General features: G+C 40.7%; 22 protein-coding genes. 18 read left to right on the top strand and 4 right to left on the bottom strand.

Annotated features, from left to right (window positions below):
• Positions 1–12: 12 nt before the first annotated feature.
• Positions 13–702 (bottom strand): CD20-like domain-containing protein, encoded by a 690-nt coding sequence (locus FGQ53_RS04630; protein WP_138336129.1) that lies wholly within the window; start codon positions 700–702, stop codon positions 13–15.
• A 193-nt stretch (positions 703–895) separates the two neighbouring features.
• Here FGQ53_RS04630 and FGQ53_RS04635 point away from each other — a divergent pair, with 193 nt between their 5' ends.
• From FGQ53_RS04635 to FGQ53_RS04705, 15 genes are all read left to right on the top strand, one after another.
• The gene (locus tag FGQ53_RS04635) at positions 896–1,357 is read left to right on the top strand and encodes a MarR family winged helix-turn-helix transcriptional regulator (RefSeq protein WP_138336131.1); all 462 of its coding nucleotides are present in this window, start codon (positions 896–898) and stop codon (positions 1,355–1,357) included.
• Positions 1,341–3,110 (top strand): ABC transporter ATP-binding protein, encoded by a 1,770-nt coding sequence (locus tag FGQ53_RS04640; protein WP_138336133.1) that lies wholly within the window; start codon positions 1,341–1,343, stop codon positions 3,108–3,110. The genes FGQ53_RS04635 and FGQ53_RS04640 overlap by 17 nt, the downstream gene beginning before the upstream one ends.
• A complete protein-coding gene (locus FGQ53_RS04645; RefSeq protein WP_138336135.1) occupies positions 3,100–4,860 on the top strand; it encodes an ABC transporter ATP-binding protein in 1,761 nt (586 codons plus the stop codon). Before FGQ53_RS04640 ends, FGQ53_RS04645 begins: the two co-directional genes overlap by 11 nt.
• A 97-nt stretch (positions 4,861–4,957) precedes the next feature.
• Positions 4,958–5,473, top strand: a complete 516-nt coding sequence (locus tag FGQ53_RS04650; protein WP_138336137.1) for a phosphatase PAP2 family protein — start codon at positions 4,958–4,960, stop codon at positions 5,471–5,473.
• Between the two features lie 101 nt (positions 5,474–5,574).
• Positions 5,575–6,021 (top strand): LytTR family DNA-binding domain-containing protein, encoded by a 447-nt coding sequence (locus tag FGQ53_RS04655; RefSeq protein ID WP_138336139.1) that lies wholly within the window; start codon positions 5,575–5,577, stop codon positions 6,019–6,021.
• A 4-nt stretch (positions 6,022–6,025) separates the two neighbouring features.
• Positions 6,026–6,700 (top strand): LiaF transmembrane domain-containing protein, encoded by a 675-nt coding sequence (locus tag FGQ53_RS04660; protein WP_138336141.1) that lies wholly within the window; start codon positions 6,026–6,028, stop codon positions 6,698–6,700.
• Between the two features lie 105 nt (positions 6,701–6,805).
• Positions 6,806–6,994, top strand: a complete 189-nt coding sequence (gene rpmB, locus FGQ53_RS04665; RefSeq protein ID WP_138336143.1) for a 50S ribosomal protein L28 — start codon at positions 6,806–6,808, stop codon at positions 6,992–6,994.
• Between the two features lie 156 nt (positions 6,995–7,150).
• Positions 7,151–7,516: an Asp23/Gls24 family envelope stress response protein gene (locus tag FGQ53_RS04670; RefSeq protein ID WP_000216437.1), complete on the top strand. Its 366-nt coding sequence runs from the start codon at positions 7,151–7,153 to the stop codon at positions 7,514–7,516.
• Positions 7,517–7,518: 2 nt separating this feature from the next.
• Positions 7,519–9,186 carry a DAK2 domain-containing protein gene (locus FGQ53_RS04675; protein ID WP_138336145.1) on the top strand — a complete coding sequence of 556 codons (1,668 nt, stop codon included), beginning with the start codon at positions 7,519–7,521 and terminating at the stop codon, positions 9,184–9,186.
• 200 nt (positions 9,187–9,386) lie between these two features.
• A complete protein-coding gene (locus FGQ53_RS04680; protein ID WP_033684347.1) occupies positions 9,387–11,087 on the top strand; it encodes an acetolactate synthase large subunit in 1,701 nt (566 codons plus the stop codon).
• A complete protein-coding gene (gene ilvN / locus FGQ53_RS04685) occupies positions 11,080–11,556 on the top strand; it encodes an acetolactate synthase small subunit (protein ID WP_001253803.1) in 477 nt (158 codons plus the stop codon). The genes FGQ53_RS04680 and ilvN overlap by 8 nt, the downstream gene beginning before the upstream one ends.
• A gap of 65 nt (positions 11,557–11,621) precedes the next feature.
• Positions 11,622–12,644: a ketol-acid reductoisomerase gene (gene ilvC / locus FGQ53_RS04690; protein ID WP_000290683.1), complete on the top strand. Its 1,023-nt coding sequence runs from the start codon at positions 11,622–11,624 to the stop codon at positions 12,642–12,644.
• An 83-nt stretch (positions 12,645–12,727) separates the two neighbouring features.
• The gene (locus tag FGQ53_RS04695) at positions 12,728–13,084 is read left to right on the top strand and encodes a hypothetical protein (RefSeq protein WP_001027897.1); all 357 of its coding nucleotides are present in this window, start codon (positions 12,728–12,730) and stop codon (positions 13,082–13,084) included.
• 50 nt (positions 13,085–13,134) lie between these two features.
• Complete coding sequence (gene ilvA / locus FGQ53_RS04700; protein ID WP_138336147.1) at positions 13,135–14,385, top strand: threonine ammonia-lyase IlvA; 1,251 nt, start codon at positions 13,135–13,137, stop codon at positions 14,383–14,385.
• Positions 14,386–15,205: 820 nt separating this feature from the next.
• On the top strand, positions 15,206–15,421 hold the full coding sequence (locus FGQ53_RS04705) for a hypothetical protein (RefSeq protein WP_138336149.1): 216 nt from the start codon (positions 15,206–15,208) through the stop codon (positions 15,419–15,421).
• Between the two features lie 243 nt (positions 15,422–15,664).
• Here FGQ53_RS04705 and FGQ53_RS04710 read toward each other — a convergent pair whose 3' ends face one another.
• Positions 15,665–16,405 carry an amino acid ABC transporter ATP-binding protein gene (locus tag FGQ53_RS04710; protein ID WP_125392905.1) on the bottom strand — a complete coding sequence of 247 codons (741 nt, stop codon included), beginning with the start codon at positions 16,403–16,405 and terminating at the stop codon, positions 15,665–15,667.
• Complete coding sequence (locus FGQ53_RS04715) at positions 16,405–17,970, bottom strand: ABC transporter substrate-binding protein/permease (protein WP_138336150.1); 1,566 nt, start codon at positions 17,968–17,970, stop codon at positions 16,405–16,407. The genes FGQ53_RS04710 and FGQ53_RS04715 overlap by 1 nt, the downstream gene beginning before the upstream one ends.
• A 138-nt stretch (positions 17,971–18,108) precedes the next feature.
• On the opposite strand from FGQ53_RS04715, the gene FGQ53_RS04720 reads away from it, so the two are divergent.
• Both FGQ53_RS04720 and FGQ53_RS04725 read left to right on the top strand, forming a co-directional pair.
• Complete coding sequence (locus FGQ53_RS04720; protein ID WP_138336152.1) at positions 18,109–19,998, top strand: DUF2207 family protein; 1,890 nt, start codon at positions 18,109–18,111, stop codon at positions 19,996–19,998.
• A gap of 59 nt (positions 19,999–20,057) precedes the next feature.
• On the top strand, positions 20,058–20,903 hold the full coding sequence (locus tag FGQ53_RS04725) for an undecaprenyl-diphosphate phosphatase (RefSeq protein WP_138336155.1): 846 nt from the start codon (positions 20,058–20,060) through the stop codon (positions 20,901–20,903).
• A 289-nt stretch (positions 20,904–21,192) separates the two neighbouring features.
• Here FGQ53_RS04725 and dinB read toward each other — a convergent pair whose 3' ends face one another.
• Complete coding sequence (gene dinB, locus FGQ53_RS04730) at positions 21,193–22,254, bottom strand: DNA polymerase IV (RefSeq protein ID WP_138336158.1); 1,062 nt, start codon at positions 22,252–22,254, stop codon at positions 21,193–21,195.
• Positions 22,255–22,596: 342 nt separating this feature from the next.
• Between dinB and pflB the strand changes: the two genes are divergently transcribed.
• The gene (gene pflB / locus FGQ53_RS04735; protein ID WP_138336161.1) at positions 22,597–24,912 is read left to right on the top strand and encodes a formate C-acetyltransferase; all 2,316 of its coding nucleotides are present in this window, start codon (positions 22,597–22,599) and stop codon (positions 24,910–24,912) included.
• Positions 24,913–25,303: the final 391 nt, after the last annotated feature.

The raw sequence follows: 25,303 nt of genomic DNA on the forward strand, positions 1-25,303 counted from the left end.
TTATATTTGAGATTAGATTCTGGAACCAGAATCTCTTTGCTGCTGGCTTTCTCCTAGGCCTACAGCTATTTTATGAACTAGTAAGAGTTGACCATTATCCTGTTTTACAAAGGTTAGAGTAACGGTCTTGATTCTATCATCAATGCCAATATAGGTAATTTTCTTTGTGTCGTAGCCCTCAATGATTGAATCAAACTCGGAGTCTGGCAGTCCGTGTTTTTTGATAATATCCTTGTAATTGGTACCACCTTTTCCTTTGTTATCAAGGTCACCTTCGATTAAAGCGTCGAACTGTTCTTGGGTCCAAGTGAAGGTATCGTCTTCTTCCTCCTCTTCAGGGAGTGAATCAATGGTATCATCTGTCAAGTCGCGTTCCATTGAGGAGCTAGCTTCTCTATAGGAACGATTAAACTCTCTGACAAACTCTTTGTAGACATTAGCATACAACATTTGGGTCGTAAGGAAGAGTATAATAGAAGCAACTGCGAGGGATGTTCCGATAATGGCCATTGTTTTCCGTTTTTTGAGATTGGCGATAAGTCCGATAATACCTAAGATCAAAGCGACAATAGCGATGAAAAACGATAGATAGTTAATAAACGGGATCCAAGATCCTAAAAGTGCGATGGATCCAAAAATGGTTGCTAAAATCCCTAAAACTTTTTGTTCTTCTGGTTTCATTTGAACGTTTTCTCCCTTCATCAAGTGAATGGATTTCTATCCACAGTAGTGAGTGCTTATTATATAAAAAATATTGCCTAGTGTCAATTTAAACTAAAATAGTTCTCTAGGAAACTTTTTTCTTGACATCTCTTCTGAAAGTGATAAAATAATTCTCATGGAAACTTAATTAGTTCTCCTGAGAACTATATTCAATCGTGAGAAAGGAGCAATCATGGACAAGCCAATGTTGATGTTTAAACGCTTTGGACACCAGGTTCATCTGATGGTACAGAAAGAAGCCAAGCGATGTGGCATTGAATTTATGGGTGGACCGCAGGGGCAGGTTCTGCGTTTTTTAGATTGCCAAGAACAGTCTGAAAATCTGGTCTTAATTAAGGATATCGAGCAGGAACTCAATATTACTAAATCTGTTGCGAGTAATCTAGTCAAGCGCATGGTACAAAATGGTTTGGTCGAGTTAGAGGCCAGCCCGAGTGATAAGCGGGCAAAGTTTGTTCGCTTGACGGATAAATCGCGTTCGCAGATGCAAGAAGTTAAGGAATTTTTTGATCGGATTGATCAGAGTCTGCTAGAGGGGGTTTCAAAGTCAGACTTGGCAATCTTTGAAAAGGTACTCGGGCAATTGCAAGCAAATGTAGAAAAGATAGGAGGAGAGAATGAAGAAACTCGCTAAACGTATTACAGGAAAAGAGTGGGGGATGATTGTCCTTACGATTCTTTTCACTTGTTTCTCGGTCTATCTCGAGTTAGAGGTACCGACCTACATTTCACAAATTACAGAGTTACTCGGAACGTCTGGAACGCAGTTGGGTGAACTCTGGTCACCAGCTGCGAAGATGATTGGTTTGTCTTTATTGGCTTTCTTTTCATCTGTTATGGTTGGTTTCTTTACCGCTCGCGTTGCAGCATCCTATACAACCCATCTACGCACTGATGTATTTCATCAGGTTTTGGATTTTTCGCAGACAGAGATCAAACGTTTTTCAATCCCAAGTCTCTTGACTCGGACGACTAATGATATTACCCAAATACAGATGCTCTTTACCATGGGCTTGCAAGTGGTTACTCGTGGGCCGATTATGGCTATCTGGGCCATTGGAAAAATCCTTGGAAAATCGGAATACTGGCTCTGGGCGGTCGTTGTGGCTGTTATTGTCAATGTCTTGATGACCACCGTTCTCATGACTCTGGCCTTTCCAAAACAATCTGTCATCCAAAAATTGACAGATAAGCTCAATAGCATCACTCGTGAAAGTTTGACTGGGATTCGAGTTGTTCGTGCATACAATGCGGAAGATTACCAAGATAAGAAATTTGAAGCAGCCAACGATGAGGTAACACGTCTTAATCTCTTTGTCAATCGATTGATGGCGATTATGAACCCAATCATGATGGCAATTTCCAGTGGACTAAGTTTAGCTATTTACTGGATTGGTGCCTATATCATCAACGACGCAAGTTTGACAGAACGTCTGCCACTCTTTAGTGATATGGTGGTCTTCATGTCCTATGCTATGCAGGTCGTGATGGGCTTCCTTCTCATGGGAGCACTATTTATCGTTCTTCCTCGTACCTTGGTTTCGGCAGGACGTATCAATCAAGTATTGGATCTGCATTCTTCTATTGAAAATCCTAGTCATGCACAGACAGCGGACCCTTCAGTTCAAGGGCAAGTGGAATTTCGTGATGTGACTTTCCGCTACTCTAAAAACTCTGAAGCAGTCGTGGAACATGTCACTTTCAAAGCAGAAGCGGGTCAAACCGTAGCCTTCATCGGATCGACTGGATCAGGTAAGTCCACTCTAGTCAACCTCTTGCCACGTTTTTACGACGTTTCAGATGGAGAAATCCTAGTGGACGGAGTTAATGTGCAAGATTATGACTTGGAAGATTTGCGCAATAAGGTCGGCTATATTCCACAAAAAGCTGTACTCTTCTCTGGAGATGTCAAGGGGAACTTGAACTTTGGTAAGAGCAAAGAAACTCCTCTAAGCGAAGCTGCTATGTGGCAAGCTCTAGAATTGGCCCGGTCTAAAACCTTTATCGAGGATAAGGAAGCAGGACTTGCATCAGAAGTGGCTCAAGGCGGAACCAACTTCTCAGGAGGTCAAAGACAGCGTTTGGCCATTGCGCGTGCCTTGGCTCGTAAACCAGAGATTCTCATCTTTGATGACTCTTTCTCAGCCTTGGACTACAAGACAGATCGTGTCCTACGCCAAGAGCTAGCTGAGAAAACAAAATCCATGACCAAACTTATCGTAGCGCAGCGGATTTCTACCATTATGGATGCTGATCTGATCTTAGTCTTGGATCAAGGAAAAGTCGTGGGGCAAGGCACCCACAAGGAACTTCTAGCTACCAATGAAGTCTACCAAGAAATTGCCTACTCACAACTATCGAAGGAGGAATTGGAACATGGAAAATAAGAAAATGTCTTTTTGGAAATATTATAAACCTTTTCTAGCAGGTCTCCAACTTCCCCTACTAGTAGCGGTTGTAGCAGCTGTATGTTCAAGCATCATCACTGTTTATGGACCAACCAAGATTAAAGAAATTACCAACTTGATTTCAGATGGTTTGATGACGGGAATTGACCTAGAGGCTGTTTCAAGTATTGCTAGCTTTTTAGTGATTCTCTATGTACTTGGTGCTATCCTTAACTATACACAGGCCTATATCTTTTCAACAAGTATCCAACATTTTTCAAAGCGCTTGCGGACGGCAATCGCTAAAAAGATCAATCGTTTACCCCTTGGCTATTTTGACCGTCATTCGCAAGGGGACACTCTATCTCGTGTGACTAATGATGTGGATACAGCAGCGCAATCTCTCAACCAAAGTCTAGGGACAGTTCTTTCAGCTAGTTTCTTGTTGATTGCTGTCTTGGTGACCATGTTTGGGATGAACTGGATTTTGGCATTGGTAACCGTTGTATCAACCCTTGTTGGTTTTGCGGCAGTTTCCGTAATTATGGCTAAGTCACAAGGGTACTTTAGAGCTCAGCAAAACAACTTGGCGGCTGTCAATGGTTACGTAGAAGAAATGTATTCGGGACACAATGTTGTAACTAGCTACAACGCAGTAGACACCTCCAAAGCGAGATTTGCAGGTTTAAACCAAAACTTGCACGACAGCATCTGGAAATCTCAGTTTATCTCTGGTATCATGATGCCAGCCATGTTCTTTGTTGGGAATTTTAGCTATGTTTTGGTCATCATCGTTGGTGCCGCGCTAGCGTTAGAAGGGCATATCACTATCGGGGTTATTGTAGCCTTTATGGTTTACGTACGGACCTTCTCCCAACCCCTGTCACAGATTGCCCAAGGGATTACCAGCTTACAACAAGCGAGTGCAGCCATGGGACGTGTCTTTGAATTTCTAGGTGAAGCTGAGATGCAGGATGAATCCCATAAGGAAAAACAATTGACTGGCATGAGAGGGGAAGTGGTCTTTGATCATGTGTCCTTTGGCTATACACCAGAACGCACCATCATCCATGACTTTTCTACGATAGCTCATGCAGGTCAAAAGGTCGCAATCGTTGGACCGACTGGAGCTGGTAAGACAACCATTGTCAATCTTTTGATGAAGTTCTATGAGATAGATAAGGGAAGTATCCGCATTGATGGTGTGGATACCAAGGATATGAAGCGTTCGGAAGTACACGATGCCTTTTCAATGGTCTTGCAAGATACTTGGCTCTTTGAAGGAACCATTCGAGAAAATCTCATCTACAATCAAACGGGCATCAGCGATGAGCGGATGATGGAAGCCAGCAAGGCTGTAGGGATTCACCACTTTATTATGACCCTACCAGATGGTTACGATACCGTCTTGGACGATACAGTGACCTTGTCTGTCGGACAAAAACAACTCTTGACTATTGCTCGTGCTTTGCTGAAAGATGCGCCACTCCTAATTTTGGATGAGGCAACCTCTTCGGTTGATACCCGTACAGAGGAATTGATCCAGAAAGCCATGGACCGTTTGATGGAGGGGCGAACTTCCTTTGTCATTGCCCACCGCTTGTCAACTATTCGTAATGCTGACTTGATTCTTGTCATGAAAGATGGCAATATCATCGAACAAGCTAACCATGAGGAGCTGATGGCGCAAGGTGGCTTCTACGCCGACTTGTACAATAGTCAATTTACAGAATATGAAGCAGAAGAATAAACCCAAAGAAGGCTTGACGGCCTTCTTTTTCTGCACTATACTAGAAGATAAACGTCTCACCGGTAGACAAAAACAAGGTAATGAATGAGAAGTATAAATGAAAAATTATCAAGAATGGTATCGAAATATCAACTCTAGACTCACCAACCATCCCACCCTTTTATTTCTATTGCGCAGTTTCAATCGTTTGATGACAGTTGCCATGCCCTTGGTCTATCTGATTTTGCTAGTCACCACTTACCTGCAACTAGGACTTGGTCAGCAGGTTGGAGTTTATGTGCTTATTCCTGCGTCAGGTTTTGTGATTTTGTCCTTTCTCCGTAAGAAAATCAATGCTCCTAGGCCTTATGAAGTTTGGGAAATTGTCCCACTACTAGACAGAGATAGTCCCGGTCAGTCTATGCCCAGTCGTCATGTCTTTTCAGCAACCATTATTTCCATGGCTTACTTTCATGCTAGTCTAGCTGTAGGGGTTATCTTGTTGCTCTTGTCAGCCATCCTAGGTCTAGTGAGAGTCTTAGGGGGAGTGCATTATCCCAAGGATGTAGTGGTTGGTTATATTTGTGGTCTTGTGTGGGGTGTGCTTTTCTTTTTATTTCGACCTGTAAGTTAAGGCGGTCCTAGAACCACTTACGTGGCTAAAGTAACCACTTGCTTTTTTGCTCTTGTTTTCTTATTTTAGCTTTGATATAGTAGAGCCAGAAAGGAGATGGAATGAAGTTACGAATCGAAATTGATAGCAATTTAGAGGAAACTGAAATTGTCATCAAGGCAGCGACTTTGACAGATGAGATTGCGGATTTACAGCGACTCTTGCAAGAGTCCAAGTCTCCTAGGTTGATTTTTTACAAGGGGACGGGTGAATATTATCTGGATTTGTCGGAAATCCTCTTCTTTGAAACAGAGGGGAACAAGATTTATGCCCATACCCATAAAGATGCCTACGAAGTTCGGCTTAAACTCTATGAGTTGGAGTATATCCTTCCTCGTTATTTTAGTCGGGTATCCAAGTCAACTATCGCAAATATCCGTCAGGTTTATTCGGTGGACAAGTCCTTTTCAGGAACGAGCACCATTTCCTTTTATCAGACCCACAAGGAGGTTCATGTCTCGCGGCATTACCAATCCCTCCTAAAAGAAAATCTAAGAAACATGAGGTAAGAACATGAAAAAGAAAGCATTTGGTATTGTGTTGCTAGTTTTAGCAGCTTTGATATTATTACAAGGAAATTTTGGAATCCCTTCTCTTGGAGGGCAAATTTGGTCCTTGATTGGTATTGCTTTTTTTGCCTACCAATCAGTTGGAGCTTTGTTGCGTCGCCACTTAACTTCAGCCTCTTTTACAGCTTTAGTAGCCTTAATGATTGCTAACCACTTTTATGATATTTTACCGATTTCAAATCAGTCATTGTTCTGGGCTAGTATTTTAATCGTAATGGGTGTCAGCGCACTCACTCATTCTAACAGAACTTGGAATGGGAAAAAATGGTGGTATGATGGTGAAAAGACCATTCTCACAGATAAGGAAGTCGCTTTTGGGACTGGGACTTTCTACAAGCAAAACCAAGAATTGGTAGAAGACCAAGTAGAAGTTGGTTTTGGTAATGCTAAGATATATTATGACAATGCAGAGATTTTAGGAGATACTGCAACCCTGAAAGTAGAAGTTGGTTTTGGCAATGCAGTTATCTATGTTCCCCAACATTGGCGAGTGGATTTGAAGGTGGAAACTTTCTGTGGTGTAGCCAAGGCAGATACTTCTCTAGCTCCAACCAGTAAAACTTTGATTATCCGTGGAGATGTGGCTTTTGGGAAGTTGGGAATTGTCTACGTTAAATAAAAAAATCTTCCAATTCTCTTGCAAAATAGAAGAAAGTGTGATAACATAGTACGGTATGTGGTGCTAGCACATCCGCTATATTAGATCTAATAGGAGGAAAACACAATGGCTAAAGTATGTTACTTTACAGGTCGTAAGACTGTATCAGGAAACAACCGTTCACACGCGATGAACCAAACAAAACGTGTCGTAAAACCAAACCTTCAAAAAGTTACTGTTCTTATCGATGGTAAACCTAAAAAAGTTTGGGCTTCAGCTCGTGCTTTGAAATCAGGTAAAGTTGAACGCGTTTAATAATAAAAGTAAAGGAGACCTTAGGGTCTTTTTTCTTTTACTGTAGGTATAAAATCATTTGAAAAATAGAGTAAATATCCGCTGATACAGTATTCTGCTTTTACACTTGGGCTGAAATATGATAAAATAGAGTATCAACTAGTTGAGGTAAAAAAGATGACTGTAAAAATTAATACAAAAGATGGTCAAATCGAACTAACAGATGAAGTGATTGCAACCGTCGTAGGTGGAGCAGCAACTGAGATTTTTGGTGTGGTCGGTATGGCTAGTAAAAATGCCCTCAAAGATAATTTCCAAGCCCTTCTAGGTAAGGAAAATTATTCCAAAGGTGTCGTCGTAAAGGCGGCCGAAGATGGCAGTATTGCAGTTGATGTATATACCGTGTTGAGCTACGGAACAAAGATTAGCGAAGTGTCAAAAAACATTCAAGAGCGTGTTCGTTTTAGTTTGGAAAACCAACTTGGAATTACTGCTCAGACTGTAAATGTCTACATTCAAAATATCAAAGTTGTAGGAGAATAACCGTGTCAAAAATTACTACTAGCTTATTTCAAGAAATGGTGCAGGCTGCATCAACTCGCTTGAATAAGCAAGCTGAATATGTCAATTCATTAAACGTCTTCCCAGTTCCAGATGGAGATACTGGTACAAATATGGGAATGACCATTGAAAATGGTGCTAAGGAAGTTGCAGACAAGCCAGCTTCTACTGTTGGAGAGGTAGCGAGCATTCTTGCTAAAGGACTTTTGATGGGCGCGCGTGGGAACTCAGGAGTTATTACATCTCAGCTTTTCCGTGGATTTTCACAAGCCATCAAGGATAAAGACGAGTTAACAGGTCAAGATTTGGCTCTTGCCTTCCAATCAGGTGTGGAAGTTGCCTATAAGGCCGTTATGAAACCAGTTGAAGGAACGATTTTGACAGTTTCTCGTGGGGCTGCTATCGGTGCTAAGAAGAAGGCTGAGCAAACAGATGACGCTGTTGAAGTCATGCGCGCAGCCTTGGAAGGTGCTAAAACAGCTCTAGCTAAAACACCAGACATGCTTCCAGTATTGAAGGAAGTTGGTGTTGTGGACTCAGGTGGTCAAGGATTGGTCTTCATCTACGAAGGTTTCCTTTCAGCCCTTACTGGCGAATATATTGCATCTGAGGACTTTGTAGCGACTCCTGCCAACATGAGTGAAATGATCAATGCGGAGCATCATAAGTCTGTAGCTGGTCACGTAGCGACTGAGGACATCACATTTGGTTATTGTACTGAAATCATGGTAGCTCTTAAGCAAGGTCCAACCTATGACAAAGACTTTGACTACGACGAATTCCGTAACTACTTGAATGAACTTGGGGATTCTCTCCTCGTTGTCAATGATGATGAAATTGTCAAAGTCCATGTCCATACAGAAGATCCAGGTCTTGTTATGCAAGAAGGTCTCAAATATGGTAGCTTGGTCAAGGTAAAAGTTGACAATATGCGTAACCAACACGAGGCACAGGTTGAGAAAGAAGCTGCTCAAGTTAGCAAGCCTGCTGAAGAAAAAGAGTATGCTTTGATTGCTGTGGTGGCTGGTAAAGGTCTAGCAGATATCTTCCATTCTCAAGGTGTGGATTATGTTATCGAAGGCGGTCAAACTATGAACCCTTCAACAGAAGACTTTATCAAGGCTGTTGAACAGGTCAACGCTCGTAACATCATCTTCTTGCCAAACAACAAGAACATCTTCATGGCAGCTCAATCTGCAGCAGAAGTTTTGGAGCAACCAGCAGTAGTGGTAGAAGCTCGTACTCTTCCTCAAGGTTTGACAAGTCTTCTTGCCTTTGATCCAAGTAAGTCCATCGAAGAAAACCAAGAGCGTATGACAGCTGCTCTTAGCGATGTCGTTAGCGGAAGCGTCACAACAGCTGTGCGTGATACAACGATTGATGGTTTAGAAATCCATGAAAATGATAATCTAGGTATGGTGGATGGGAAAATCCTTGTGTCAAACCCTGACATGCACCAAACCTTGACTGAAACCTTGAAACATATGTTGGATGAAGATAGTGAAATCGTAACCTTCTATATCGGTGAAGACGGGAGCGAAGAACTTGCCAATGAAATTGCTCAAGAAATCGCAGAAGAATTCGAAGACGTTGAAGTTGAGATTCACCAAGGTCAACAACCAGTTTACCCATACCTATTTAGTGTGGAATAAGATTAATGAAGGACTGAGAAATCAGTTCTTTTTTCTTTTTCGAATAATGAAATCGGTATCTTTTTAATAAAAACAAAAATAACATTCATAAATAAACGTTAAAATAGAAAATTCAGAAAATTTCTTCTTTTGTCTTGAAAAATCTTGAAAAAATGGTATGATAGTAACAAGTTATTTTTAAGTGAAGAGAAAGGGGAACAATGGAGAAAATCAGTTTAGAATCTCCTAAGACGGGGTCGGACCTAGTTTTGGAAACACTTCGTGATTTAGGAATTGATACCATCTTTGGTTATCCAGGTGGTGCGGTCTTGCCTTTTTATGATGCGATATATAATTTTAAAGGCATTCGCCACATTCTAGGACGCCATGAGCAAGGTTGTTTGCATGAAGCTGAAGGTTATGCCAAATCAACTGGAAAGTTGGGTGTTGCCGTCGTCACTAGTGGACCAGGAGCAACAAATGCCATTACAGGGATTGCGGATGCCATGAGCGATAGCGTTCCCCTTTTGGTCTTTACAGGTCAGGTGGCGCGAGCAGGGATTGGGAAAGATGCCTTTCAGGAGGCAGATATCGTGGGAATTACCATGCCAATCACTAAGTACAATTACCAAGTTCGTGAGACAGCTGATATCCCTCGTATCATTACGGAAGCTGTCCATATCGCAACTACAGGCCGTCCAGGGCCAGTTGTCATTGACCTACCTAAAGACGTATCTGCTTTAGAAACAGATTTCATCTATTCACCAGAGGTGAATTTACCAAGTTATCAGCCGACTCTTGAGCCAAATGATATGCAAATCAAGAAAATCTTGAAGCAATTATCCAAGGCTAAAAAGCCAGTCTTGCTGGCTGGTGGCGGAATTAGTTATGCTGAAGCTGCTGCAGAATTAAATGAATTTGCAGAACGCTATCAAATTCCAGTGGTAACTAGTCTCTTAGGACAAGGTACGATTGCAACAACTCATCCGCTCTTTCTTGGAATGGGAGGTATGCACGGGTCTTTCGCGGCTAATATTGCCATGACCGAAGCTGACTTTATGATTAGTATTGGTTGTCGTTTTGATGACCGCTTGACAGGAAATCCTAAGACCTTCGCTAAGAATGCCAAAGTTGCTCACATTGATATTGATCCAGCTGAGATTGGCAAGATTATCAGTGCGGATATTCCTGTAGTTGGAGACGCTAAGAAAGCCTTGCAAATGTTGTTGGCGGAACCAACAGTTCATAACAATACTGAGAAATGGATTGAGAAAGTTACTAAAGACAAGAACCGTGTTCGTTCTTATGACAAGAAAGAGCGTGTGGTTCAACCGCAAGCTGTTATTGAAAGAATTGGTGAATTGACGAATGGAGATGCAATTGTGGTCACAGACGTTGGTCAACACCAAATGTGGACAGCTCAGTATTATCCATACCAAAATGAGCGTCAGTTAGTGACTTCAGGCGGTTTAGGAACAATGGGATTTGGAATTCCAGCAGCAATTGGTGCCAAAATTGCCAACCCAGATAAGGAAGTAGTCTTGTTTGTTGGGGATGGTGGTTTCCAAATGACTAATCAGGAATTGGCTATTTTGAACATTTACAAGGTACCAATCAAGGTGGTTATGCTGAACAACCACTCACTTGGAATGGTTCGCCAGTGGCAGGAATCCTTCTATGAGGGGAGAACGTCAGAGTCAGTCTTCGATACCCTTCCTGATTTCCAATTGATGGCACAGGCTTATGGCATTAAAAACTATAAGTTTGACAATCCTGAGACCTTGACTCAAGATCTTGAAGTCATCACTGAGGATGTTCCTATGCTAATCGAGGTAGATATTTCTCGTAAGGAACAGGTGTTACCAATGGTACCAGCTGGTAAGAGTAATCATGAGATGTTGGGGGTGAAGTTCCATGCGTAGAATGTTAACAGCAAAACTACAAAATCGTTCAGGAGTCCTCAATCGCTTTACCGGTGTCCTGTCTCGCCGTCAGGTCAATATCGAAAGTATTTCTGTTGGAGCAACAGAAGATCCGAATGTATCGCGTATCACCATTATTATTGATGTCGCTTCACATGATGAAGTGGAGCAAATCATCAAGCAACTCAATCGTCAGATTGATGTGATTCGCATTCGAGATATTACGGATAAACCGCACTTGGAGCGCGAGGTGATTTTGGTTAAGATGTCAGCGCCAGCTGAGAAGCGAGCTGAGATTCTAGCTATTATTCAACCTTTCCGTGCAACGGTGGTAGACGTAGCACCAAGCTCGATTACCATTCAAATGACAGGAAATGCTGAAAAGAGTGAAGCTCTATTGCGAGTCATTCGACCATACGGTATTCGTAATATTGCTCGAACGGGTGCAACTGGATTTACCCGCGACTAAAGATCCAACTTAAATTTGTTAAACCAGCCTAAAAGGCAATAAATAATAGAAAAGAGAGCAAAACTATGGCAGTTCAAATGGAATACGAAAAAGATGTTAAAGTAGCAGCACTTGACGGTAAAAAAATCGCCGTTATCGGTTATGGTTCACAAGGACATGCGCATGCTCAAAACTTGCGTGATTCAGGTCGCGATGTCATCATCGGTGTACGTCCAGGTAAATCTTTTGACAAAGCAAAAGAAGACGGATTTGACACTTACACAGTAGCAGAAGCTACTAAATTGGCTGACGTTATCATGATTTTGGCACCAGACGAAATCCAACAAGAACTTTATGAAGCAGAAATCGCTCCAAACTTGGAAGCTGGAAACGCAGTTGGATTTGCTCATGGTTTCAACATCCACTTTGAATTTATCAAAGTTCCTGCGGATGTAGATGTCTTCATGTGTGCTCCTAAAGGACCAGGACACTTGGTGCGCCGTACTTATGAAGAAGGATTTGGTGTACCAGCTCTTTACGCAGTATACCAAGATGCAACAGGAAATGCGAAAAACATTGCTATGGACTGGTGTAAAGGTGTTGGAGCAGCTCGTGTAGGTCTTCTTGAAACAACTTACAAAGAAGAAACTGAAGAAGATTTGTTTGGTGAACAAGCTGTACTTTGTGGTGGTTTGACTGCCCTTATCGAAGCAGGTTTCGAAGTCTTGACAGAAGCAGGATACGCTCCAGAATTGGCTTACTTTGAAGTTCTTCACGAAATGAAATTGATCGTTGACTTGATCTACGAAGGTGGATTCAAGAAAATGCGTCAATCAATTTCAAACACTGCTGAATATGGTGACTATGTATCAGGTCCACGTGTAATCACTGAGCAAGTTAAAGAAAACATGAAAGCTGTCTTGGCAGACATCCAAAATGGTAAATTTGCAAATGACTTTGTAAATGACTATAAAGCTGGACGTCCAAAATTGACTGCTTACCGTGAACAAGCAGCTAACCTTGAAATTGAAAAAGTTGGTGCAGAATTGCGTAAAGCAATGCCATTCGTTGGTAAAAACGACGATGATGCATTCAAGATCTATAACTAATTAGAAAGCAAAGGATTTTGCTAAAATAGTAGCGTCAGCTATTTGTGGGATATTAGATATACTTATTTAGGAGTTGAAATCATATGAATATTACCAATTTGTTTTCTATCAAGACAGGATGTGATGAAACTGATAGGCAACTGCAAAAATTATTTTTTCAGTTGGATTTACAATTGGGAGAATTGACAGATCAACTAAGAAAATTAGATTCTAATTTTGTTCCTCGTAGTCAATTTGTAGACACGTTGGATTTGAATGATGTAGAATATAAAGAAATTTTAAACTATTTTATCTTCCATCGTAATGATAGTGAAGAAAGTTTGGCAGAATGGCTATATGATTGGATTTCCACAAATCGTTATGAACTTCCTAAAGAGTTTTCAATTCGTATGGCTCATAAATATCATGAAAGTGTTGCTGAAGTTTTTGGAGATGAATAACTAAAAAAACAGTCATTAGTGACTGTTTTTTATAGAAAAAGAGGTTTTATATGTTAAGTTCAAAAGATATCATCAAGGCTCACAAGGTCTTGAACGGTGTGGTTGTGAATACCCCACTGGATTATGACCATTATTTATCGGAGAAGTATGGTGCTAAAATTTATTTGAAGAAGGAAAATGCCCAACGTGTTCGTTCCTTTAAAATTCGTGGTGCCTATTATGCTATTTCTCAGCTCAGCAAGGAAGAGCGTGAGCGTGGGGTAGTCTGTGCTTCTGCGGGAAATCATGCGCAGGGGGTTGCCTATACTTGTAATGAAATGAAGATTCCTGCTACTATTTTCATGCCCATTACAACTCCGCAACAAAAGATTGGGCAGGTTCGCTTTTTTGGTGGGGACTTCGTAACCATTAAACTAGTTGGAGATACCTTTGATGCTTCTGCTAAGGCAGCTCAAGAATTTACAGTTTCTGAAAATCGTACCTTTATTGATCCCTTTGATGATGCTCATGTTCAGGCAGGTCAAGGAACCGTTGCTTATGAGATTTTAGAAGAAGCTCGAAAAGAATCGATTGATTTTGATGCTGTCTTGGTTCCTGTTGGTGGTGGCGGTCTCATTGCTGGGGTTTCTACCTATATCAAGGAAACAAGTCCAGAAATTGAAGTCATTGGGATAGAGGCTAATGGAGCGCGTTCCATGAAGGCGGCTTTTGAAGCTGGTGGACCTGTTAAACTCAAGGAAATTGACAAATTTGCGGATGGGATTGCTGTACAAAAGGTGGGACAGTTGACCTATGAGGCAACTCGCCAACATGTTCAGACTTTGGTAGGTGTCGATGAGGGGTTGATTTCTGAAACCTTGATTGACCTCTATTCTAAACAAGGGATTGTCGCAGAACCTGCTGGAGCGGCTAGTATTGCCTCTTTAGAAGTTTTGGCTGAATATATCAAGGGGAAAACCATTTGTTGTATCATTTCTGGAGGAAATAATGATATCAACCGTATGCCAGAAATGGAAGAGCGTGCCTTGATTTATGATGGGATCAAGCATTACTTTGTGGTCAATTTTCCACAGCGTCCAGGGGCTTTGCGTGAGTTTGTAAATGATATCCTTGGACCAAATGATGATATCACACGTTTTGAGTATATCAAGCGAGCTAGCAAGGGTACAGGGCCTGTATTGATTGGAATCGCTTTAGCAGATAAGCATGATTATGCAGGTTTGATTCGTAGAATGGAAGGCTTCGATCCAGCTTATATTAACTTAAATGGTAATGAAACGCTCTATAATATGCTTGTCTGAGAACTAATAAAAAAATATCATATTATTTGCACAACTGATGTATAGGTGTTATAATGAGGGTGAAGAAAGGGGGCGATTCCTATGGACTTAGGAAATCTATCGTGCTATTTCTACTACAACTCACTATAGCACCTATTATTTTTGATTCTGTTTATATTAGGGCGACAGAATTACTTACTATATATAAGGAAATTTTTTGAAATCCCAAATTGTATATATCCCTAATTTGAATTTTCGCTAAATATAATAGGAGTCAGAAAAAATAATCAATGTTTGTGAAATGGTTGCTAGGTGAGTTGGCCGAAAAAACTCGTGAGATAAACAATAGTGCTGCTAGTGATACTGTTGTTAAATTACTAGCTGGAAAGTGGGTATGTAATCAGAAGGTGCAAGATTGGACAATGTAAGTAGTATCGGTTGTGAAACGAATAATATATAGATAAGGACAGGAAAGGAACCAAAGAAGGAGAAAGAAAACGGAATGGTTTAGAGATAGTGTGGAGTGAAAGACTATCTTTAGTAGACTTGTTGATTTAAAAGGAATATATAGCATGAAATAGTAAATCCTGTCTATCCTATTGAGAAACTGGCATTCAGTACAAAGGAATATTTTTACAAGTTTAAAGTTTAATAATGCAATTGTTTTTTTAAGGAGCATACTAATGGGTTATAGTAAGCAAAAACCTATATATTATCGACTTTAAAAAGGAAGTAAGAAGATTCTAAATCATTTATTTTATTGAATATATGTTTTTTTATTGACAAAAGACATAAAAACGTATAGAATAATATAACGTAAGGAAGAAAATAGGAGAAGAACATGGCTAAGTCAAACTTTGAAAAAGTAGAATCAGTTGTTGGCTGGGTTCGTGATAAGAAAATCACAGGCTACCGTATCTCTAAAGAAACGAATGTGCGTGAAATGTCTATCATTGCTCTAGCGCAGGGTCGTGCAAAAGTAAAAAATATTTCATTTGAAACAGCTCTAGGTTTAATTGATTTCTATGAAAAAAATCATGAAAAATTTGAAGATTAATCTTTGGATAATGGCGGATTCTTGAATAGGGTCTGCCTTTTCATTTTGATACTCAATGAAAATCAAAGAGCAAACTAGGAAGCTAGCCGCAGGCTGCTCAAAGCACCGCTTTGAGGTTGTAAATAAGACTGACAGAGTCAGTAACATATACCTACGGCAAGGCGAAGCTGACGTGGTTTGAAGAGATTTTCGAAGAGTATGAGGACAGCAAAAAGACTGCACGGTTGATGCAGCCTTTTCTTTTTATTTGAGATAGCGTTGAAGAAACTCTTTTGTACGGTCTTCTTTAGGATTGGTGAAGAGGTCTTCTGGCTTACCTTCTTCAGCAATAACACCCTTATCCATAAAGATAACACGGTGAGAGACATCACGAGCGAATTCCATTTCGTGGGTTACAACAATCATGGTCAAGCCTTCCTGAGCCAGATTTTGCATGATTTTGAGGACTTCTCCAACCATTTCTGGATCGAGAGCTGATGTTGGTTCATCAAAGAGAATAGCGTCTGGATTCATTGAAAGGGCACGAGCGATAGCCACACGTTGTTTTTGACCACCTGAGAGTTGTTTGGGCTTCGCTTGCCAGTAGCGTTCTCCCATGCCGACTTTTTCCAAGTTTTCTTTAGCAATTTTTTCAGCTTCTGTACGTTCACGTTTAAGGACAGTCGTCTGAGCGACGATTGTGTTTTCGAGAACGTTGAGATTTTCAAAGAGGTTAAAGGATTGGAACACCATCCCCAACTTTTCACGGTATTGCGTGAGGTCGTAGCCTTTTTCGAGTACGTTTTGTCCATGATAAAGAATTTGTCCATCAGTTGGTGTTTCAAGTAGGTTAATGGAGCGTAGGAAGGTCGATTTCCCGCTTCCAGAGCTTCCGATGATAGAGATGACTTCTCCCTTATGGACAGTGAGAGAAATGTCTTTTAGCACTTCGTTTTGTCCATAGGATTTTTTGAGGTGTTTAATTTCAAGGATTGCTTGTGTCATTATTTCAAATCCTCCGTTTGCATTTGGTTAGCACCTGTAGTATAGGTATCCATATCCATTCGACGTTCGATGAAGCGTAGGATACGTGTTACGGTGAAGGTAAGGACAAAGTAAATCACGGCGATGATTGTAAATGTCTGGAAGTATTGATAGGTTTGAGTTGCCACGGTATTTCCTGAGAAATAAAGTTCGACAACCGAGATAACGTTCAATACAGATGTATCTTTGATATTGATGACAAATTCATTACCAGTTGCTGGTAGGATGTTACGGACTACCTGAGGTAGGACAATCTTACGCATGGTTTGGTTATGGGTCATACCAAGAGCAGTAGCGGCTTCAAATTGTCCTTTGTCAACTGCTAGGATACCACCACGAACGATTTCAGTCATGTAGGCTCCGGTGTTGATTGAAACGATGAAGATAGCAGCCAGTGTACGGTCAAGGTTGATACCGAAAGCTTGAGCAGTTCCGTAGTAGATAACCATCGATTGAACAATCATAGGTGTACCACGGAAAATTTCGATATAGACATTGAGAATCCAGCCGACTAGTTTTTGTAGTCCGTAAATGGCTTTGTTTTCAGAGAGAGGAGCAGTACGGAAGACACCAATGGCAAGACCGATAATGAGACCTGTGATGGTTCCGACGATAGAGATTAAAAGAGTGATACCAGCACCACGCAAGAGTTGTTGCCAGTTTTCAGAAAGAATTTTAGTGACTTGGCTAAAGAAACTACTGCTAGTTTCTTCAGTTGTTGTAGCTTCGGCAGGTTGTTCCTTGATCATACGATCCATCAAGGCAACTTGATCGTCTTTTGAAATGGTTTCAATGCTGGCATTGATTTGGCTAATACGAGTGTCATCTTTACGAAGTCCAATGGCAATAGCTGTATCTTCTTCCCCAGTTTTGAAACCTGGTTCTACTTGAACCATCTTGAACTTAGAGTTAGCTGCTTCGGCAGTCAGAGCTTCTGGACGTTCAGAAACATAAGCATCGATGACACCAGCCTCAAGAGCTTGACGCATTTGAGCGAAGTCTCCCATGGCAGTTTCTTTTTTAGCGCCTGAGATTTGACCAATCAAGTCATAAAGGTAAACCCCTTGTTGAGAAGTGATTTTCGCACCGTTAAAGTCATCCAAAGATTTGGCATTTGCATAGGCAGAATCTTTTTTGACAAGTAGGACAGGTTCGCTAGTGTAGTAACTGCTTGAAAAGGCAATTTCTTGTTTGCGTTCAGCAGTAGGACTCATACCTGCGATAATCATGTCAATTTTACCTGAAGTAAGGGCAGGGACTAGACCTTCCCACTTGGTCTTAACAACCAAAGGTTCTTTGCCTAAGTCCTTAGCGATTTTCTTGGCAATTTGGACATCGTATCCATTGGCGTACTGGTTGGTTCCATCGATTTTGACAGCTCCGTTGCTATCATCGTCCTGGGTCCAGTTAAAGGGAGCATATGCTGCTTCCATCCCGATGCGTAAATATTCATCAGCTTGAGCAACATTGACAAGTCCTAGCATCAGCAAGAGACTTGTGAAAATAGATAAGTATATTTTTCTCATGATTTCTCCTATTCCTAATCTATTAAAAAATAACTGTCTCCTATTTTATCGAAAAAAACTTTATTTTTCAATATGGGTAAGCCCTTACTTATGAAAAAATGATATAATGATAGCAAAGATAAAAAGGGGGCTTATTTGATGAAAAAAACTTTTTTCTTACTGGTGTTAGGCTTGTTTTGCCTTCTGCCACTCTCTGTTTTTGCCATTGATTTCAAGATAAACTCTTATCAAGGAGATTTGTATATTCATGCAGACAATACGGCAGAATTTAGACAAAAGATAGTTTATCAGTTTGAGGAGGAATTTAAGGGGCAAATCGTGGGACTTGGACGTGCTGGCAAGATGCCTAGTGGATTTGACATTGATCCTCATCCAAAGGTACAGGCTGCGAAAAATGGTGCTGAACTAGCAGACGTTACTAGCGAAGTGATAGAAGGAGCAGATGGTTATACTGTGAAAGTCTATAATCCAGGTCAAGATGGCGACATAGTTGAAGTTGACCTTGTCTGGAACTTAAAGAACTTGCTTTTCCTTTATGATGATATCGCTGAATTAAATTGGCAACCTTTAACAGATAGTTCAGGGACTATTGGAAAGTTTGAATTTAATGTAAGGGGAGATAAGGGGGCTGAAAAACTCTTTTTCCATACAGGGAAACTCTTTAGAGAGGGAACGGTTGAAAAGAGTAACCTTGATTATACTATTCGTTTAGACGATCTTCCACCTAAGCGTGGAGTTGAATTGCATGCCTACTGGCCTCGAACTATTTTTGCTAGCGCTACGGATCAGGGATTGAAAGGAAATCATTTAGAAGAATTTAATAAGGTAGAAGACTCGATTGTTAAAGAAAAAGAGCAAAGTAAACAACTCGTTACTTGGGTATTTCCTTTGCTACTTTCCATTTCCTTGTTATTGAGCGTCTGCTTCTATTTTACTTATAGAAGAAAGACCATTCCTTCCGTCAAATATGCCAAAAATCATCGTCTCTATGAACCACCAATGGAATTAGAACCAATGGTTTTATCGGAGGCTGTTTACTCGACCTCCTTGGAGGAAGTGAGTCCCTTAGTCAAGGGGGCTGGCAAATTCACCTTTGATCAACTCATTCAAGCTACTTTGTTAGATGTGATAGACCGTGGGAATGTTTCTATTATTTCAGAAGGAGATGCAGTTGGCTTGAGGCTGGTAAGAGAAGATGGTTTGTCAAGCTTTGAGAAAGACTGTCTAAATCTGGCTTTTTCAGGCAAAAAAGAAGCAACTCTATCCAATTTGTTTGCGGATTACAAGGTATCTGATAGTCTTTATCGTAGAGCTAAAGCTGCTGATGAAAAGCGGATTCAAGCAAGAGGGCGTCAGCTCAAATCTTCTTTTGAAGAAGTATTGAAAGAGATGCAAGAAGGAGTGAGAAATCGAGTTTCCTTCTGGGGACTTCCGGATTATTATCGTCCCTTGACTGGTGGAGAAAAGGCCTTACAGGTAGGTATGGGTATTTCCACTATCTTGCCCTTATTTATCGGATTTGGTTTGTTCTTGTACAGTTTAGACGTTCATGGCTATCTTTACCTCCCCTTGCCTATACTTGGTTTTCTAGGTTTGGTTTTGGCTGTTTTCTATTATTGGAAGCTTCGACTAGATAATCGTGATGGTGTCCTAAATGAAGCAGGAGCAGAAGTCTACTATCTCTGGACCAGTTTTGAAAATATGTTGCGTGAGATTGCGCGATTGGATCAGGCTGAATTAGAAAGTATTGTAGTTTGGAATCGTCTCTTGGTCTATGCGACTTTATTTGGCTATGCGGATAAGGTCAGTCATTTGATGAAGGTTCATCATATTCAAGTGGAAAATCCAGACATTAACCTCTATGTAGCGTATGGCTGGCACAGTATGTTTTATCATTCAAGTGCGCAAATGAGCCATTATGCCAGCGTCGCAAATACAGCAAGTACCTATTCCGTATCTTCTGGAAGCGGAAGTTCTGGCGGTGGCTTCTCCGGAGGCGGAGGCGGTGGCAGTATCGGTGCCTTTTAAAGAGAACTGCATAGACTGAAAAAGTATGCTATAATGGAAGATAGAAAAAGGAGTAATCTATGTATATTATTGAAATTTTAAAATCTATCTTCTTCGGGATTGTTGAAGGAATTACGGAATGGTTACCGATTTCCAGTACAGGTCACTTGATTTTAGCAGAGGAATTTATCCAATACCAAAATCAAAATGAAGCCTTTATGTCCATGTTTAATGTCGTGATTCAGCTTGGTGCTATTTTAGCAGTCGTGGTGATTTACTTTAACAAGCTCAATCCTTTCAAACCGACTAAGGATAAGCAGGAAGTTCGTAAGACTTGGAGACTGTGGTTGAAGGTCTTGGTTGCCACTTTGCCTTTACTTGCCGTCTTTAAATTTGATGATTGGTTTGATACCCACTTCCATAATATGGTTTCTGTTGCTCTCATGTTGATTATCTATGGGATTGCCTTTATCTACTTGGAAAAGCGCAATAAGGCGCGTGCTATCGAGCCGAGTGTGACAGAGTTGGACAAGCTCCCTTATACGACAGCTTTCTATATCGGACTCTTCCAAGTTCTTGCTCTTTTACCAGGGACTAGCCGTTCTGGGGCAACGATTGTCGGTGGTTTGTTAAATGGAACCAGTCGTTCTGTTGTGACAGAATTTACCTTCTATCTTGGAATCCCTGTTATGTTTGGAGCTAGTGCTTTAAAGATTTTCAAATTTATAAAAGCAGGACAACTCTTGAGCTTTGGGCAATTGTTCTTGCTCTTGGTTGCGATGGGAGTAGCCTTTGCAGTCAGCATGGTCGCTATTCGTTTCTTGACAAGTTATGTGAAAAAACACGACTTTACTCTTTTTGGTAAATACCGTATCGTGCTTGGTAGTGTCTTGTTACTTTATAGCTTTGTTCGTTTATTTGTATAGTAGATTGAATTAGGAAGAGACAACATAATTAAGATATTCGTATTGCTTTTTAGCTATTATCTAAAAAGCAATACGTCTTGTTCTAACTTCAATATACTATATAAGAAAAACCTTGAAGGGGCAGCTCTTCAAGGTTTTATACTCAATGAAAATCAAAGAGCAAACTAGGAAGCTAGCCGCAGGCTGCTCAAAGTACTGCTTTGAGGTTGTAAATAAGACTGACAAAGTCAGTGACATATACCTACGGCAAGGCGATGCTGACGTGGTTTGAAGAGATTTTAGAAGAGTTTTAAAATCCAGTCACGGTAATCCCCAACAGGCGGATACCTCTTTCTTTCTCGCTTAATTCTTCACAGAGTTGCAGGGCTATTTGGCTTATCTGACTAGCATCCTGTGTTTTTTGAGTCAGACTTTTTCGTTTAGTCAGAGTTGAAAAGTCATCGTAGCGAATTTTCAGAATGACAATTTTTCCAGCTTTTTCTTGTTGATGTAGATTGAGAGCGACTCTTTCTGATAGGAGTGTCAGCTCTTTTTTGATATCTTCCTCGGCACGGAGAATTTTTCCATAGGTTTTCTCTTTCCCGATTGATTTACGGATACGATTGGACTTGACCGGTGAGTTATGAATGCCGCGAGCCTTTCGATAAAGATCATAGCCCAGTCTTCCAAAATGGTCTATTAGGGTCACTTCAGGGACTTCAAGTAGATCAGCGCCGATAAAAACACCCATTTGATGAAGTCTTTCCACCGTCTTTTTTCCTACTCCATGAAATTTAGCAATATCCATTTGTTTGAGAAATTCTTGGGCTTGGTCAGGTAGAATCACTGTCAAACCATGTGGCTTCTGATAATCACTGGCCATTTTAGCTAGAAATTTATTGTAGGAAACGCCAGCAGAAGCAGTCAAGTGCAGTTCCTGCCAGATATCCTCTTGAATGAGGCGAGCTATTTTGACCGCTGACTTGATGCCGAGTTTATTTTCTGTTACATCCAAATAGGCTTCGTCAATGCTCATTGGTTCAATCAAATCTGTATAACGCTTAAAGATAGCTCGAATCTGGAGGCCCACAGTCTTGTATTTTTCATAATTCCCCGAGATAAAGACGGCCTGGGGACAACGTTCATAGGCTTCCTTGGAACTCATGGCTGAATGGATACCAAAAGCTCGCGCCTCATAGCTACAAGTAGAAACGACACCACGCCCACCTGTTTGCCGGGGGTCGCTGCCGATAATGACAGGTTTTCCTCTGAGTTTAGGATTATCCCTGATTTCTACCGCAGCAAAAAAGGCATCCATGTCAATATGGATGATCTTTCTTGACAAATCATTTAATAAAGGGAAAATCAACATGCCTAGTACCTTTTTATACTCTTCGAAAATCTCTTCAAACCACGTCAGCTTCGCCTTGCCGTACTCAAGTACTGTCTGTGACTAGCTTCCTAGTTTGCTTTTTGATTTTCATTGAGTATTACTGCTTATTTTCTTTTATTATACTCTTTTTTCTGAAAAAAAGAAAAAAGGCTTTAATTTTTTCAAAAATATAATACAGTTTGGAATGAAATGCAGACTGTTTTAGAAAAGAAAGTGTAAAAATAGGGATTTATCACTTGTTGAAATCGGTTACTGTATGGTATACTTGTCTCATGAATGTAACAGATGGATGTTACTAGAAAGAAAAAAGAGGACATTAACATGGTTGTTAAGACAGTTGTTGAAGCGCAAGATATTTTTGACAAAGCTTGGGAAGGCTTCAAAGGCGTAGATTGGAAAGAAAAGGCAAGTATTTCTCGATTTGTTCAAGCTAACTATACACCTTATGATGGAGACGAAAGTTTCCTTGCAGGACCAACAGAACGTTCATTGCATATTAAGAAAATCGTAGAAGAAACAAAAGCACATTATGAAGCTACTCGTTTCCCATACGACAACCGTCCAACTTCTATTGCAGGAATTGATGCTGGATATATTGATAAAGAAAATGAATTGATCTATGGTATCCAAAATGATGAACTCTTCAAATTAAACTTCATGCCAAAAGGTGGTATCCGTATGGCTGAAACTACTTTGAAAGAAAATGGTTTTGAACCAGACCCAGCAGTTCATGAAATCTTTACAAAATATGTGACCACTGTTAATGATGGTATATTCCGTGCCTACACTACAAATATTCGTCGCGCTCGTCACGCTCACACAGTAACTGGTCTTCCAGATGCCTATTCACGTGGACGTATCATCGGGGTTTATGCACGTCTTGCTCTTTATGGTGCTGATTATTTGATGGCTGAAAAAGTAAGTGACTGGAACGCTATCACTGAAATTGATGAAGAATCTATCCGCCTTCGTGAAGAAGTAAATCTTCAATATCAAGCATTGAAAGAAGTTGTTGAATTAGGTGACCTTTACGGTGTAGATGTACGTCGTCCAGCATATGATACAAAAGAAGCTATCCAATGGACTAACATTGCATTCATGGCAGTTTGTCGTGTTATCAATGGTGCTGCTACATCTCTAGGACGTGTACCAATCGTATTGGACATCTACGCAGAACGTGACTTGGCTCGTGGTACTTATACAGAATCTGAAATTCAAGAATTTGTTGATGATTTCGTAATGAAACTTCGTACAGTCAAATTTGCTCGTACAAAAGCTTACGACGAATTGTACTCAGGTGACCCAACCTTCATCACAACTTCTATGGCTGGTATGGGTAACGACGGTCGTCACCGTGTTACTAAGATGGACTACCGTTTCTTGAACACTCTTGACAATATCGGTAACTCTCCAGAACCAAACTTGACAGTTCTTTGGACTGACAAATTACCTTATAGCTTCCGTCGTTACTGTATGCACATGAGCCACAAACACTCTTCTATCCAATACGAAGGTGTAACAACAATGGCTAAAGACGGATATGGTGAAATGAGCTGTATCTCATGCTGTGTGTCACCACTTGACCCAGAAAATGAAGAACAACGCCACAACATCCAGTACTTCGGTGCTCGTGTTAACGTTCTTAAAGCCCTTCTTACTGGTTTGAACGGTGGTTACGACGATGTTCACAAAGACTACAAGGTATTTGACATCGATCCTATCCGTGACGAAGTTCTTGAATTCGAATCAGTTAAAGCGAACTTTGAAAAATCTCTTGACTGGTTGACTGACACTTACGTAGATGCTTTGAACATCATCCACTACATGACTGATAAGTACAACTACGAAGCGGTTCAAATGGCCTTCTTGCCAACTAAACAACGTGCTAACATGGGATTCGGTATCTGTGGATTTGCCAATACTGTTGATACATTGTCAGCGATTAAATATGCTACCGTTAAACCAATTCGTGATGAAGATGGCTACATCTACGATTACGAAACAATCGGTGAATACCCACGTTGGGGTGAAGATGACCCACGTTCAAACGAATTGGCAGAATGGTTGATCGAAGCTTACACAACTCGTCTACGTAGCCACAAACTCTACAAGAACGCAGAAGCCACAGTATCACTTTTGACCATCACATCTAACGTTGCTTACTCTAAACAAACTGGTAACTCACCAGTCCACAAAGGCGTATACCTCAACGAAGATGGTTCTGTGAACTTGTCTAAACTTGAATTCTTCTCACCAGGTGCTAACCCATCTAACAAAGCTAAAGGTGGATGGTTGCAAAACTTGAACTCACTTGCTAGCCTTGACTTTGGTTACGCAGCTGATGGTATCTCATTGACAACTCAAGTTTCTCCACGTGCTCTTGGTAAGACTCGTGATGAACAAGTAGATAACTTGGTAACAATCCTTGATGGTTACTTCGAAAACGGTGGACAACACTGTAACTTGAACGTAATGGACTTGAAAGATGTTTATGACAAGATTATGAATGGCGAAGATGTCATCGTTCGTATCTCAGGATACTGTGTAAACACTAAATACCTCACTCCAGAACAAAAAACTGAATTGACACAACGTGTCTTCCACGAAGTTCTCTCAATGGATGACGCATTGAGCTAATCAAGTTCTTGAATAATAAAAAGGAACCCTCGGTCAAACGACTGAGGGTTGTTTTTTGGACTATTAAATTCCTTAAGTCAGGCACTGAAATATCTGACCGGGATTCAAAGATACTTGTTGAGTTGCGGGAGGTATTTGATGCTCAATGAAAATCAAAGTGCAAACTAGGAAACTAGCCGCAGGTTGCTCAAAACACTGTTTTGAGGTTGCAGATAGAGCTGACAAGGTTTGAAGAGATTTTCGAAGAGTATAAGTCAGTATCTGAAGTGTCTCACTTGTTTTAAAAAGAGTTGGTTGAGTTGAGAGATAATCAGAAATCATGACCACCCGTCTAACGGGTGGTTTGAACCAGAGCTATAAGCCCAAATTACCAGCCAGCGCCTAAAGACGC

The sequence above is a fragment of the Streptococcus mitis genome, from assembly GCF_005844455.1.
GTDB lineage: Bacteria > Bacillota > Bacilli > Lactobacillales > Streptococcaceae > Streptococcus > Streptococcus mitis_BF.